This window comes from Micromonospora sp. NPDC005710, from assembly GCF_040630995.1.
GTDB lineage: Bacteria > Actinomycetota > Actinomycetes > Mycobacteriales > Micromonosporaceae > Micromonospora.
This window is the reverse complement of sequence record NZ_JBEXYP010000008.1, coordinates 159,302-172,118: the sequence shown is the minus strand read 5'-3', so window position 1 is coordinate 172,118 and position 12,817 is coordinate 159,302. Positions and strand designations below refer to the sequence as shown.

Annotated in this window: 11 protein-coding genes; 4 read left to right on the top strand and 7 right to left on the bottom strand. The window is 72.0% G+C overall.

Annotated elements, in window-relative coordinates; genetic code table 11:
- Positions 1–30 precede the first annotated feature (30 nt).
- Positions 31–2,022, top strand: a complete 1,992-nt coding sequence (gene ctaD, locus ABZ406_RS13640) for a cytochrome c oxidase subunit I (protein WP_357760177.1) — start codon at positions 31–33, stop codon at positions 2,020–2,022.
- Between the two features lie 65 nt (positions 2,023–2,087).
- Here the strand turns inward: ctaD and ABZ406_RS13635 are convergent, their stop codons facing one another.
- Positions 2,088–3,230 (bottom strand): SigB/SigF/SigG family RNA polymerase sigma factor, encoded by a 1,143-nt coding sequence (locus tag ABZ406_RS13635; protein ID WP_357760174.1) that lies wholly within the window; start codon positions 3,228–3,230, stop codon positions 2,088–2,090.
- A gap of 222 nt (positions 3,231–3,452) precedes the next feature.
- Positions 3,453–4,895 carry a hypothetical protein gene (locus tag ABZ406_RS13630; RefSeq protein ID WP_357760170.1) on the bottom strand — a complete coding sequence of 481 codons (1,443 nt, stop codon included), beginning with the start codon at positions 4,893–4,895 and terminating at the stop codon, positions 3,453–3,455.
- Between the two features lie 145 nt (positions 4,896–5,040).
- Here ABZ406_RS13630 and ABZ406_RS13625 point away from each other — a divergent pair, with 145 nt between their 5' ends.
- Positions 5,041–5,271, top strand: a complete 231-nt coding sequence (locus ABZ406_RS13625) for a CDGSH iron-sulfur domain-containing protein (RefSeq protein ID WP_357760167.1) — start codon at positions 5,041–5,043, stop codon at positions 5,269–5,271.
- A 269-nt stretch (positions 5,272–5,540) separates the two neighbouring features.
- Here the strand turns inward: ABZ406_RS13625 and ABZ406_RS13620 are convergent, their stop codons facing one another.
- The 3 genes from ABZ406_RS13620 to ABZ406_RS13610 are packed head-to-tail and all read right to left on the bottom strand — an operon-like array spanning position 5,541 to position 9,562.
- Complete coding sequence (locus ABZ406_RS13620; protein ID WP_357760164.1) at positions 5,541–6,641, bottom strand: iron-containing redox enzyme family protein; 1,101 nt, start codon at positions 6,639–6,641, stop codon at positions 5,541–5,543.
- A 49-nt stretch (positions 6,642–6,690) separates the two neighbouring features.
- On the bottom strand, positions 6,691–8,445 hold the full coding sequence (locus tag ABZ406_RS13615; RefSeq protein ID WP_357760162.1) for a thiamine pyrophosphate-binding protein: 1,755 nt from the start codon (positions 8,443–8,445) through the stop codon (positions 6,691–6,693).
- On the bottom strand, positions 8,438–9,562 hold the full coding sequence (locus tag ABZ406_RS13610) for a Vms1/Ankzf1 family peptidyl-tRNA hydrolase (protein ID WP_357760159.1): 1,125 nt from the start codon (positions 9,560–9,562) through the stop codon (positions 8,438–8,440). The genes ABZ406_RS13615 and ABZ406_RS13610 overlap by 8 nt, the downstream gene beginning before the upstream one ends.
- Before the next feature lie 142 nt (positions 9,563–9,704).
- Between ABZ406_RS13610 and ABZ406_RS13605 the strand changes: the two genes are divergently transcribed.
- Positions 9,705–10,253 (top strand): hypothetical protein, encoded by a 549-nt coding sequence (locus ABZ406_RS13605; RefSeq protein WP_357760483.1) that lies wholly within the window; start codon positions 9,705–9,707, stop codon positions 10,251–10,253.
- 41 nt (positions 10,254–10,294) lie between these two features.
- Here ABZ406_RS13605 and ABZ406_RS13600 read toward each other — a convergent pair whose 3' ends face one another.
- The gene (locus ABZ406_RS13600) at positions 10,295–10,633 is read right to left on the bottom strand and encodes a DUF3817 domain-containing protein (RefSeq protein ID WP_357760480.1); all 339 of its coding nucleotides are present in this window, start codon (positions 10,631–10,633) and stop codon (positions 10,295–10,297) included.
- Positions 10,634–10,786: 153 nt separating this feature from the next.
- On the opposite strand from ABZ406_RS13600, the gene ABZ406_RS13595 reads away from it, so the two are divergent.
- Positions 10,787–12,265 carry a glutamate--cysteine ligase gene (locus ABZ406_RS13595; RefSeq protein ID WP_357760156.1) on the top strand — a complete coding sequence of 493 codons (1,479 nt, stop codon included), beginning with the start codon at positions 10,787–10,789 and terminating at the stop codon, positions 12,263–12,265.
- Between the two features lie 27 nt (positions 12,266–12,292).
- On the opposite strand, the gene ABZ406_RS13590 is transcribed toward ABZ406_RS13595, so the two are convergent.
- A complete protein-coding gene (locus tag ABZ406_RS13590) occupies positions 12,293–12,679 on the bottom strand; it encodes a DUF2267 domain-containing protein (protein WP_357760153.1) in 387 nt (128 codons plus the stop codon).
- Between the last annotated feature and the right edge of the window lie 138 nt (positions 12,680–12,817).

Here is a 12,817-nt window from a genome sequence, read left to right as displayed (position 1 = left end):
CTTTCTGCCGTCACGACGGGGTGAGCAGCCATGCCCAAGCGGGTAACCACGGAACCCGGTCGCGATCGGGGCCCGGCGATCCTGGCACCGGCCCGTTTCGGGGGGTTCCCGGGAGCGGTACGAGCGCCGGTCCCCGGCAACTCTTTGATCAAGTTCCTCGCCACTACCGACCACAAGCAGATCGGCCTGCTGTATCTGCTGACCTCCTTCGGGTTCTTCCTGCTGGCCGGGCTGCAGGCGATGCTGATGCGCGCCGAGCTGGCCCGCCCGGGAATGCAGTTCCTCTCCTCCGAGCAGTACAACCAACTGTTCACCTCGCACGGCGCGGTGATGCTGCTGCTGTTCGCCACGCCCGCGGCGTTCGGGTTCGCCAACTACATCGTGCCGATCCAGATCGGCGCGCCGGACGTGTCGTTCCCCCGCCTCAACGCGCTCGCCTACTGGCTGTACCTCTTCGGCGGCCTCATGGTGGTCGGCGGGTTCCTCGCGCCGGGCGGCTCGGCGGACTTCGGCTGGACCGCGTACAACCCGTTGAGCAGCGTCGAGAACAGCCCCGGCGTGGGCGCGAACATGTGGGTGCTCGGCCTGGTCATCTCCGGGCTCGGCACCATTCTCGGCGCCGTCAACCTGATCACCACGATCCTCACCCTGCGCGCGCCCGGCATGACCATGTTCCGGATGCCGATCTTCACCTGGAACATGCTGTTCACGAGCGTGCTGGTGATCCTCGTCTTCCCGCTGCTGGCCGCCGCGCTGCTGGCGCTCTCCGCCGACCGGCTGCTCAACGCGCACGTGTACGACGCGGCAACCGGCGGCCCGATGCTCTGGCAGCACCTGTTCTGGTTCTTCGGTCACCCCGAGGTCTACATCATCGCGTTGCCGTTCTTCGGCATCATCACCGAGATCATCCCGGTCTTCTCCCGCAAGCCGCTGTTCGGCTACACCGGGATCGTGTTGGCCACCATCGCCATCACCGTGCTGTCCATGACGGTCTGGGCGCACCACATGTTCGCCACCGGCCAGGTGCTGTTGCCGTTCTTCAGCATCCTGAGCTACCTGATCGCGGTGCCCACCGGGGTGAAGTTCTTCAACTGGATCGGCACCATGTGGAAGGGCCAGCTCACCTTCGAGACACCGATGCTGTTCGCCATCGGGTTCCTCGTCACGTTCCTGCTCGGCGGCCTGACGGGTGTCCTGCTGGCCAGCCCGCCGGTCGACTGGCACACCCACGACAGCTACTTCGTGGTGGCGCACTTCCACTACGTGGTGTTCGGCACCGTGGTCTTCGCCCTGTTCGGCGGCTACTACTTCTGGTGGCCGAAGATGACCGGGCGGCTGCTCGACGAGCGGCTCGGCAAGGCGCACTTCTGGACGATGTTCATCGGCTTCCACGGCACCTTCCTGGTGCACCACTGGCTCGGCGCCGAGGGCATGCCGCGCCGGTACGCGGACTATCTGCCCAGCGACGGCTTCACCACGCTGAACATGATCTCCAGCGTCTTCGCGTTCATCCTCGGCCTGTCCACCCTCTTCTTCATCTACAACGCGTGGAAGTCCTGGCGGTACGGGGCGGTGGTGACAGTGGACGACCCGTGGGGTTTCGGCAACTCCCTGGAATGGGCCACCAGTTGCCCGCCGCCGTTGCGCAACTTCGACCGGATGCCCCGGATCCGCTCCGAGCGTCCCGCCTTCGACCTGAAGTACGGCCCGCTCGTGGCCGATCTGGGCCGCGACCTGCCGCAGCGCACCACGAAGCCGCCGCAGCAGTTCACCGAGGAGTTGCGCACGGAGCATCACGTCCCGGAGTCGCCGGCCGCCGAGGGCGCGCACGGTGCCCGCGAGGCGACCGACTACCAGCCGGCGCCGCGCTCCGGCGCCCGGCCGGTGGACGTGCCGGAGCCCGAGGGCGTCCGCCGCCCGAGCTTCGAGCAGAGCGACCCGCCGCAGGACTCCGAGGACGCGCCGAAGCCGCACGAGCGTTGGCGCCACCCGCACAGCGACGGCAACACCGAAGAGCACTGATCAGAGGTACGCGCGAAAGGGCCGACACCCGGCGGGGTGTCGGCCCTTCGGTCGTCGGTGTGCGCTCAGTCCCGGGCCGGGGCCAGGCCGGCGGCGGTGAGCGACCGGCGGACCGCGGGCTGGACCCGGGTCAGCCGCAGCGGCACCCCGGTCCGCTCCGCCGCGTCCCGCCCGGCCATCAGCGCGGCGATCCCACCGGCGTCGAAGCCACCGGCGCCGACCAGGTCGACGACCACCTCGCTGGGTTGGCCGGTGACCGCCTCCAGCATGGCGCGGCGCAACTGGTCCGCGCCGTCGCGGTCGATCTCGCCGCCGACCTCGACCACCACCGAGTCGCCGTTCTGCTTGACCGAGATCCGGGTCTTACCGGGGTCGGGTTCGGCGGCGCCGTTCTGCCACGGCGGCGGCGCGTCGGCGAGCATCGCCTGGCGCAGCCAGGTGAGCGCCCGCGACAGCAGCCGGGACACGTGCATCTGCGAGATGCCGAACCGGGCGGCGATCTCCGCCTGGGTCTGGTTGCCGTAGAAGCGCATCGCGAGGATCCGCCGCTCCCGCCAGGGCAGCCGGTGCAGTAGACCGCTCACCGTCACCCGGTCGTCGACCGATTCCAACGCGTTGTCCGACTCGCCGACCAGGTCCCCGAACTCGGCGGAGCTCTCCCCGCCCACCGGGGCGTTCAGGGAGGCCGGGCTGTAGCCGGCGGCGGATTCCAGGGCGGCGAGGATCTCCTCCTCCGGGGTTTCCAACCGGGCGGACAGTTCGGCCACCGACGGGGCCCGGGACAGCTCGCTGGTGAGCGCGGCGGTGGCCTGCCCCACCTCGAGGATCAGGTCCCGCAACCGGCGGGGCACGTGCACGCCCCAGGTGCGGTCCCGGAAGTGCCGTTTGATCTCGCCCACGATGGTGATGGCGGCGTACGCGGTGAACGAACCCCGTTCCGGGTCATAGCGGTCGACGGCGTTGACCAGCCCCAACCGGGCCACCTGTTCCAGGTCCTCCAGCGGCTCCCCGCGTCCCCGGTACCGGCGGGCCAGCCGGCCGGCGAACGGCAGCGCGAAACGCACCAGGTCTTCGCGGGCCTCACCCCGCCGCTCCGGCGGCAGCCCCGCGATCCGCGCCGCGTACGCCATCGCCGCCGCGTCGAGATCCTCCAGACCACGATCGGTGGGCGGTGGTGTGGTCGTGGTCGTGCTCGTCTGTCCGAACATCCGCGCCTCCCTCAGGAAGGTCCCCCGCCCGGATCGGGAAACCGGTCGTGCGCGTGGTCGAGCCACGCACCGGGCCGGAAAGTGGGTCAGTGACTGGGATGCCAGCGGGCGACACCGCCTCTACGCAGCGCAATCAGGCCGTCGCAGCCAGCGATGTTCCCGCTCCTCAGGTACTCAATCACGGGAGCCCGGGTTCGCGAGGATGTTTCGGCGTCCTTCGTCTCAGGAGACCAACAACCCCTGGTGGCCGCCGCTGTCGTGGAGCACTGCCAGCGCCTCGGCGACCCCCAGCGGGGGCGGAGCGGGCAGGTCGTACGGCTGGGCGCGCAGGACCTCGGTGGCCCGGCGGGTGGGCACCGAGGTGACCGGGTAACCGCGGGCGGTCGTGCGGTCCAGCGCCCGGCGCCTCCGCCCGAACCCGGCGACCGCCAGCCACTGGGGCAGTCCGGCCAGCGCGGGCGAGCGCACCCCGGGTGGCTCGGGCAACACGTCCACCGAGCTGAACGCCTCACTGCCGGCCAGCCACCACTCGGCCTCGTCGACGCTGCGGCGGGTGGCGTTCTCGCACCAGTAGGGCACCAGCCCCGCCCGTACCACCTGCCACGGGTCGAGCAGTCGGCCACACTCCACCACCAACCGGTCGCCGGTCTTGCCGGCGCGCCGCAGCCACCACCGGTACAGGTCGCCCACGGCAGCGCTCAGCGCCGCCGGCCGGGGCACCAACACCCGGTGCAGCGGGTGCTGGTTGCGGGTGGACCAGTCCCGCACGGCCACCTCGAAACCCGGGTCGACGCCGTGCTCGGCGTCCGCCGACGGTACGGACACCTCGGGCGGCTCCCACCGGGTCGCGTCGCCGCCGACGGAGCGCAGCACCTGCCGCAACGCGTGGCTGTCCGGGTGGAAGTCCACCGGGTCCAACCCGCTGCCCGGGCAGCCGACCTGGAAGCTGTGCCCCGGCCCGCGCTCCAGGACCGGCCAGGTGCGCGCGTCCCGGATCAGCAGCACGGGGGCGTCTGGCAGCAGCCGGTCGGCCAGGAACTGCGCGTACGCGGCCGGTAGGGCCCGCCACGCGGCGGTGAGCGACACCGTCGCCCCGGTCAGCGCGCCCCCGCTCGCCGGGCAGTGGACCTGGCGCAGGTGAACGTCGGCGTTGCCGGCGAGCAACCGGGTGGCGAGTGCCGCGCCGTGCTCCACGGCGTCCGCCGGGCGGTCCACCCCGCCGTCGGACCAGTGCACTGTCATCTCGAAGCTCGCCGGCAGCCACGGCACGCCGAGGGCCACCGCGAGGTGCGCCGCCGCGCCGTGCGGAGAACCGATCAACACCCCCGGGTAGCGCCGACGGGGGTACTGGTCGACGAACCAGCGGGCCACCCGGGCCGCGTCCACCTCGTCGACCTGGGCCACGGTGAGCGCGACCCGGCCGGCGGCGCGGGTGACGGCGGCCCGGCGTACCGGCTCGGGGGCGCCGGGGAACCGCGACGTCGGCCCGGTGTGCCCGAGGTCGGCGCAGTCGACCCCGCGCAACGCCCGGGCGGTGGCGGCGACCAGCACCCGGGCGGAGCTGCCCGCGGCCACGACCCGGTCGCCGGCGAGACCGGCGCCATCGGCCGTGAGCCCCTTGTGCACCTTGTGCACCGGCCCCACCTTGCCTCGTTCGCTCACCACGCGGCCGGGCTTCCCGTCCCGATGGGGTTCAAACTGGGCATCACCCACCCGGCGGCACATTCCGCTGGTCAGCGGGGTGCCCCGGTCATCGCCGTCGTTCTGCGGCTCGGGTTTCGCCAGGGCCAGGACGGGCACTTCCGGGGCCATGCGCACCGACGACACCAGCGAGCCAGCCGCCGCCACGATCACCCCGTACGAGGACGGACCGCTGTTGGTTCGCGGCGACTTCGCGCTTGTCACCCCGGACGGCGAGCACATCGAGGCGCGCCGGGGCACCGTGGCTCTGTGCCGGTGCGGCAAGTCGGCGCTCAAGCCGTTCTGCGACGGCACCCACAAGGCGATCAACTTCCGCGCGGGCACCAGTCGCGAGGGCTGACCCCCTCAGGTCGCCGCGTGACGCGCCCGCTCGCCGCCTGGCGCGGGCGGAGCGCGCGGCGGACCGCAACGATCGGCGCGCCCCCTTTGCTCTGCACCCGCCCATGCGCCAGTCACGGACCGTGCGTGGCGCACGGGCGGGTGCAGAGCAAAGGGGAAACTCAGCGCGCGATGCCCCCGCCCGAGAGCCAGCGGCCCACCCCCGCCGACTCCGCCCGATCGGAAGTGGCCCGTCGCCTCAACAGCGTGGAACTGAACAAGCCGATCGGGTCAGACGAGCGCGGGCGGGGCAGGCGGGGCAGCAGGCGTGCGCAACGCGACAAGCGAAACCTTCGGCGGCACGACCGGCGGGGCGGGTACGCGCAACGAGCTGCGGCCTGCCGCCCAACTGTCCAGCAGGTGCGCGGCGAAGAGGCGGTCCACGGCGAGCCCGGCCGCCGCGCCGAAGAGCACGTCACCGGCCAGGGCCGGCTCGGTGCGGACCAGGCCGCCGCACAGGTCGTGCGCGGCGATCTGCTCGTGCACCGCATCGGCTTCGACATGCTCGTCGTAGAAGCGGGTGGCCGCCTCGTCGAAGCCGAGCCGGCGCAGCCCGTTGCCGTAGCGGCGGTTGGGCAGCGAGGAGGTCATCTCGAACGCGGCCAGGTGCCCGAGCAGCGCGCCACGCAGCCGACGGTGCAGCCCGAACAGTGACATCAGGTTGTTTGTCGCCAACGTCACCGCCGGTGCCACGTCGATGTGGGCGCCGTAGCAGGTTTCCAGGCCCAGCCGGTCGAGGGTGCGGCGGAACAGCTCGGCGTGCATCCGGTCCAGCCGGCCGTTGCCGTACTCGTCGGTCTGGATCTCGACGAGCGCGGCCTTGGCCGGGCCACCGAGGCGGGGCAGCGCCCAGCTGTGCGGGTCCGCCTCCCGCAGGTGGTAGACGGAACGGTGGGCGACGAACTCCCGGAACTGGGCGAGGTCGGCACGCCGTTGCAGCGTCGCGGCAAGCGACGGCCCGTCGTCGGCCGCGACCAGGTCGGCCAGACCCGCCGCCACCCCGGCGACGGGCACCGACGGCGCGCCGACCAGCCGACGCAGCGCCGCCTCGAAGACCCGTTCGCAGCGGGCGCGCAGGGCCAGCAGCGTCGGCTGCCACTCCCACGACTCGTCCACCCCGAGCCAGCCCCGGTAGTGCAGCTCGTAGCAGAGGAACAGCGTCAGTTGGAGATCCTCGTCGGTGATCGGGTCCGCCGGGTCGAGGCCGGCGCCCAGATCGGCCGGCAGGTCGTGCGGCGTCTGCCGCAGCGCCTCGCCGACCGCCGCGGAGAGTGGACCCCGCGCCCTCGGCAGGGTCGCGGGACCGTAGCGGCGGTCGGCGGGCTCGGACATGGGACCTCCAGGATCGTCGGGCCACTGCTCATGCCCTGGTCCGGGGAGGCTAAACGAGATCGTCGGCGTTGGCGGTGACCTCCACCTGCTCGCGGACCTTCCGGGCCGGGGCGCCATCGTCGTACAGGCCCCGCAGGTCGGCGAAGGCAGGCTCCGGCGGCGCCAGCGACACGGTCGGGTCGACGACCGCCTCCAGCACGCAGGGGCGGTCCGCGGCGAGGGCCTCGTCCCAGGCCGCGCCGACCAGCTCCGGGCGGTCCACCCGCACCCCGTGCAACCCCAGCAGCCGGGCCCACCCGGCGTACGGCACGTCGGGCCGGCGGTGGGTCGGATCGGACGACACAGTTCGCCCGCCCCCCATGCCGTTCTGGTCCCGGTTGTTGAGCACCAGCACGACCAGCCGGGGGTCGCGCCACTGCTGCCAGAGGTGCGACACCGTGATCAGTTCGGCGAGCCCGTTGAGCTGCATCGCCCCGTCACCGACAAGCGCGATCACCGGCTGGTCGGGCGCGGCGAGCTTGGCCGCCACCGCGTACGGCAGCGCACAGCCCATCGAGCCGAGGGTGCCGCACAACTGCGCGTTGACCCCGGGCGGCAACGTGAGGTGTCGGGCGTACCAGTAGAGGACCGAGCCGACGTCGACAGCCACCGCCCCGGTGCCGGGCATCCGGGCCGACAGCTCCTGGAGGACGAGCTGCGGGTTGACCGGGTCCGCGGCGGCGGCGGCCCGCTCGGCGGCGACCTGCCGCCACCGGTCCACGGATCTTTCCACAGTGGCGCGCCACCGCTGCTCGGGCCGACCCCGCACGCGGCTCAGCAACGCCCGCAGCGTCTCGGCGGCGTCACCGACGAGCGGCACGTCGGCTGGGTACCGGGTGCCGATCCGGCGACCGTCGATGTCGATCTGCACGGTGCGCGCCTGCTCGGGCATCGGAAAGTAGTCGGTCCACGGGTCGTTGGTGCCGACCATCAGCAGCGTGTCGCAGCCACCCATCAGCTCCGCCGCCGCCGGGGTGCCGACCTCGCCGAGCACCCCGGTGTGGAACGGCAACCGCTCGTCGAGCACCGGCTTGCCGAGCAGCGAGGTGGCCACCCCGGCGCCGAGCCGGTCGGCCATCTCGATGATCTCGGCGGCGGCCTCCCGACCGCCCTGGCCCACCAGGATCGCGGTCCGCTGGCCGCCGCCGAGCAACTGCGCGGCCGCGTCCAGGTCCGCCTCGTGCGGCAGGACGCGGGCCAGCGGTTCGCCGGGAGTCGCCGTGATCACCCCGGAGCCGTACGACTGCGGGTCGGGCACCAGCGCCTCCTGCAACTGCCGCGGCAGCACCACGCAGGTCGGGCTGCGGGTCGCCGCCGCCGTCCGGAACGCCTGGTCCAGCAGCGCCCCGACCTCCCCGGGGCTGCGGCCGTACCGCACGAACTGGTTGCACACGTCACCGAAGAGCCGGCTCAGCCCGATCTCCTGGTGCGCGCCACCGAGCGGCCCGGAGATGTCCTCCCCCACGAGGGCCACCACCGGTTTGCTGTCCAGCTTGGCGTCGTAAAGGCCGTTGAGCAGGTGGACGGCGCTGGGCCCCTGGGTGGCGAGGCAGACCCCGATGCCGCCGGTGAACTTGGCGTGCCCGGTGGCCATGAACGAGGCGGTTTCCTCGTGCCGGGCCGGGATGAACGCCGGCTCGCCGCCGGCGCGGTCCAGCGCGTCGACGAGTGGAGCGATCGCCTCGCCCGGGTACCCGAAGGCGCGGGGCACCCGCCAGGCCAGGAGCCGCTCCACCACGACGTCCGCGACCGTTCGGTCAACCATTGCCGCGCCCCGGTGTGCTGGGGTCGACGTAGCGCAGCACCGCGCCGACGCCGTCGGTGAGGTCGGGCGCCTCGTCGGGTCCGAGCACCGTCAACGCCGCGTCGGTGCCGACGAGCGCCCGCACCAGTGCCGCGTCGGCGCGTACCCGTTGCGGGTCGGCCACCGACATGGCGGCCAACTGCCCCGGGTCGACGGCGATCTCGGTGGGTTCCGCGCCGATCCACAGCTCACCGTTCGCCGACGGGTCGTCCACGATGATCATCATGTCGACCTGGTTGCGTTGCAGGGCGGAGACGACCGCGTCGAGGCCGCCGCCCACGTCCTCCTGCACACCGAACTTGTCGAGCGCGGCGCTGATCCGCTGGTCGGCGATCTCCGCGATGGTCTGCACGGTAAGGTCGTCCAGCATGGTCTGGTCGGCGCCGCCGGCGCGAGAGCCGGCATCGGTGCGGACCACCAGGTCCTGCCAGCGCTCCGGCATCTGGGCGGCGATCATTCCGGTGGCCCGGACGTCGCCGGCGACCACCACCACGTCCGCGCCGACCCGGTCGGCCAGCTGCACGGTGGCCGCGGTGACGTCGCCGGCGTTCTGGTGCCACGCCTCCATGGCCGCCCGCTGGTAGCGCGACTGGGACCAGCCGCCGGGCTTCGTCCGCCGCAACGGGTACTCGTCCCGGCCGGCGACGTGCGCCCGCCTGGGCACCCCACCGGCGCTGACCGCCATCGCGTCGGCACCGAGCCGGTCGGCGACCACGCGGACCCAGGCCACCTGTTCGCCGCGTTGGGCGAGCAGCGGCATCACGTGCGGCAACGGCCCCACGTGGGCCAGGTCCCGCAGTGGTGGCGCGGAGAGGTACTCGGAGAGCACCACTCGGCCGTGACTGGCGAACAGTGCCAGGCCGTAGTCCCCGACCATCGGATCGTGGCCGCGGACCACCCGGTCCAGCGCGGCGAGGTCCGCCTCGTCCGCCCCCTGGTCGGCCAGGGCACGTTCCAGGGCACGCCAGCGCAGGTCCAGCGCTGGTTTGGCGTCCTCCGTGTCGGCGGAGGCGTCCAGATACACCGAGCACCACGGCCCGGGACGGTCGTAGAGCGGGCGCAGGAAGGACAGCTGCATGCTCGACCCCTTTCCAGCTCGGCCCCCCGCTTACCCGGGTCGCCGGGGATGTCACCTCGCGGCCGTGAGCCCGTGACCAGGTTTCATTCACGTCGTTCAACCGAGGACGTCGATACGATCTGTGAACACAAGCGGACTCTCGGTGGTGGCAATGGACAGCGGACTCGATACCCGACGGATCGTGCACCCGACGGAACGAATCGTCACAGGGCGGCTGGTCCGCCTCCTCGACGGCTACACCCGCGAGGTACGCGTCGGTCAGCCGGTGCTGGTGGCGGTGCTCGCCGCGGCGGCCTTCGCCCGGCTGCCCGCGCTCCTGCTACGCGCTGTCGTCTCCTTCGGCGGTGGCGGGACCCGGCGCCGCTGGAAGGAGCTGAAGCAGGGTCCGGAATACCTGGTCACGCCGGTACGACTGCGCAACACCGCCGGTCAGCTGTGCGAGGTGGAGTTGCACGGTCACCTGCCGCAGAGCGCCCTGCACCCGGCGGACCAGGTGCAGCTCACCCTGCGCCCGCAACGCGACAAAGAGTTGCCCCCCCGGATCGAACGGATCGTCAACCTCACCACCGGGCAGTTGCTGACCCCGCGTACCGCGACGCTCTGGTCGCATCTCGGGCCGCCGCTGCTGTTGCAGGCGTTCCTGGGCGCGCTGCTGCTGGCCGGCATCGCGGCCTGCTCCGCGCTGACCTGATCCCGGGCCGGGCCCGATCAGGGCCCTGCCGGGCAGGCGGCTCAGCCGACCGGCGCGGGCTCGCAGGCCGTCTGCCGGTCGACGCCGAGCATCCCCCGGCGGCGGGCCCAGCGCTCGAAGGCCAGTGTGGCGAACGGTGGTACCGCGCTGGCCAGGGCCACCACCGTGGCCAGCAGGCTCCAGCGGTGCAGCCGGGCCACGGCCAGCACCAGCAGGACGTACGCGACGAACAGGCCGCCGTGGATCGGCCCGAAGATCTTGACGCCCAGTTCGTTGTCCGGCGGGCCGTACTTGACGAACATGCCGACCAGCAGGGCCAGCCAGGAGCAGGCCTCGGCGATCGCCGCCGCGACGAACAGCCGGGTCACCTTCTCGCGCATCCGCACGCCACCACCTCTCGGGCGGCAATGGTATCGGTCTGCTCCGGCTGGGCTAACGGGGCGGAGAGTTGGGTAGGAAAGGGTCCTCGGGTCTTCCCCTGCCCGCCGATCACGTGCGAGGTTGGGGGAACCAGCGGTGACAGGGTGGTAACCATGGGCGAGGACGTCGGCGTACGAACCTTCAGTCGGGAGGATCGAGCCCGCTACCGCGACAAGGTCCGCCGCTGCCTCGATGTCTTCGCTGAGATGCTGCGCGAGTCCCGCTTCGACCTCGACCGGCCGATGACCGGGGTGGAGATCGAGCTGAACCTGGTCGACGAGGCGTCGAATCCGGCGATGCGCAACGCCGACGTGCTGGCGGCCATCGCCGACCCGAGCTTCCAGACCGAGTTGGGCCAGTTCAACGTCGAGATCAACGTGCCACCGCGCCGGCTCACCGGCAGTGGGACCGCCGAATTCGAGGACTACGTGCGGGCCAGCCTCAACGCCGCCGAGGTGAAGGCCCGTGCGATCGGCGCGCACATGGTCATGATCGGCATCCTGCCGACACTGCGCCCCGAGCACCTGACCGCCGACACGTTGTCGGCGAACCCCCGCTACAAGCTGCTCAACGAGCAGATCTTCGCGGCCCGCGGCGAGGACCTGCCGATCGCGATCAGCGGGGTGGAACGCCTGGCGGTGACCGCCGACACGATCACCCCGGAGGCGGCCTGCACCAGCACCCAGTTCCACCTGCAGGTCAGCCCGGCCCAGTTCGCCGACTACTGGAACGCCGCCCAGGCGGTGGCCGGCATCCAGGTCGCGGTCGGCGCCAACTCGCCGTTGTTCTTCGGCCGGGAGTTGTGGCGCGAGACCCGCATCCCGCTGTTCCAGCAGGCCACCGACACCCGGTCGGAAGAGATCAAAGCCCAGGGGGTACGCCCCCGCGTCTGGTTCGGCGAACGCTGGATCACGAGCGTGTTCGACCTGTTCGAGGAGAACGTGCGCTACTTCCCGGCGCTGCTGCCGGTCTGCGATCCGGAGGACCCGGCGCAGGCCCTCGCAGCCGGCGAGGTGCCCAACCTGGCCGAGTTGCGCCTGCACAACGGCACCGTCTACCGGTGGAACCGCCCGGTGTACGACGTGTCGCGGGGCCGACCGCACCTGCGGGTGGAGAATCGGGTGCTGCCCGCCGGCCCGACCGTGTTGGACACCGTCGCCAACGGCGCCTTCTACTTCGGGTTGGTGCGCGCCCTTGCCGAGTCGGACCGGCCACTGTGGTCGCAGATGTCGTTCAGCGCCGCCGAGGAGAACTTCACCAACTGCGCCCGGCACGGCATCGACGCGCAGGTCTACTGGCCGGGTCTCGGCTACCTGCCGGTCACCGAGTTGGTGTTGCGCCGGCTGCTGCCGATGGCGCACCACGGCCTGGACCGGTGGGGGCTCGACCCGGCCGAACGGGACCGGTTGCTCGGCGTCATCGAGCAGCGCTGCCTGACCAGCCGTAACGGCGCGACCTGGCAGGTGGAGACCCTGCACCGTTTGGAGTCGGCCGACCACCTGGACCGGCCGGAGGCGCTGCGCGAGGTGGTCCGGCACTACGTGGACCTCATGCACAGCAACCGCCCGGTGCACGACTGGCCGATCCCGTGACCGCCCCGGCAGCCCGATCGGCGGATCTCAGCCTCGTGCGGTGGGAACACCGAAGAGATCGATGATGCCGCCGGGGAGCTGGGCAAGCAGGTCGTGTCGCTCGTCGTCGTCGAGCGCCTCGGCCACGGTACGCAGCACCGCCTGGGCGTGTTGACGTACGTGGTCGGCGTTCGCGACCTGTTCGCGGTCGCCGACGTTCTTGAGGAACTCGCCGACGTCCCACCGGCGGCCCTGCGGGTTGCGGGTGACGGAGCCGTTCAGCCGCTCCGGTAGCTGGGCTGCCAGGTGGTCCGCCTCCTGTCCGGCGAGCCGTTCACCGAGCACCGACAGGACGGCCTCCACCGAGCGCACCGCCTCGTTCTCCCCGAGGCCCGCGCGCTGTCGTACCGTGGCGATCATCTGCTCGTAGTCCATGTCCCGCTCCTTCGGTCTCGTCGGCGGGCCATCGGCCTGCCGGCGGGCGAACGCGGCGAGTTCCCCGGCTCTCTGGCGACAAACAGGTGACGCGGGGTTCCGGACTTTCCCACCATCGGTCAGCGGGCCACCCAAAAC

What these genes read in the sequence shown, in the direction of transcription:
- ABZ406_RS13615 (WP_357760162.1), bottom strand. Translation starts at nt 8,445, where the DNA reads ATGGTTGACCGAACGGTCGCGGACGTCGTGGTGGAGCGGCTCCTGGCC.
- ABZ406_RS13625 (WP_357760167.1), top strand. Translation starts at nt 5,041, where the DNA reads ATGCGCACCGACGACACCAGCGAGCCAGCCGCCGCCACGATCACCCCG.
- ABZ406_RS13595 (WP_357760156.1), top strand. Translation starts at nt 10,787, where the DNA reads ATGGGCGAGGACGTCGGCGTACGAACCTTCAGTCGGGAGGATCGAGCC.
- ABZ406_RS13620 (WP_357760164.1), bottom strand. Translation starts at nt 6,641, where the DNA reads ATGTCCGAGCCCGCCGACCGCCGCTACGGTCCCGCGACCCTGCCGAGG.
- ABZ406_RS13610 (WP_357760159.1), bottom strand. Translation starts at nt 9,562, where the DNA reads ATGCAGCTGTCCTTCCTGCGCCCGCTCTACGACCGTCCCGGGCCGTGG.
- ABZ406_RS13635 (WP_357760174.1), bottom strand. Translation starts at nt 3,230, where the DNA reads ATGTTCGGACAGACGAGCACGACCACGACCACACCACCGCCCACCGAT.
- ABZ406_RS13590 (WP_357760153.1), bottom strand. Translation starts at nt 12,679, where the DNA reads ATGGACTACGAGCAGATGATCGCCACGGTACGACAGCGCGCGGGCCTC.
- ABZ406_RS13600 (WP_357760480.1), bottom strand. Translation starts at nt 10,633, where the DNA reads ATGCGCGAGAAGGTGACCCGGCTGTTCGTCGCGGCGGCGATCGCCGAG.
- ctaD (WP_357760177.1), top strand. Translation starts at nt 31, where the DNA reads ATGCCCAAGCGGGTAACCACGGAACCCGGTCGCGATCGGGGCCCGGCG.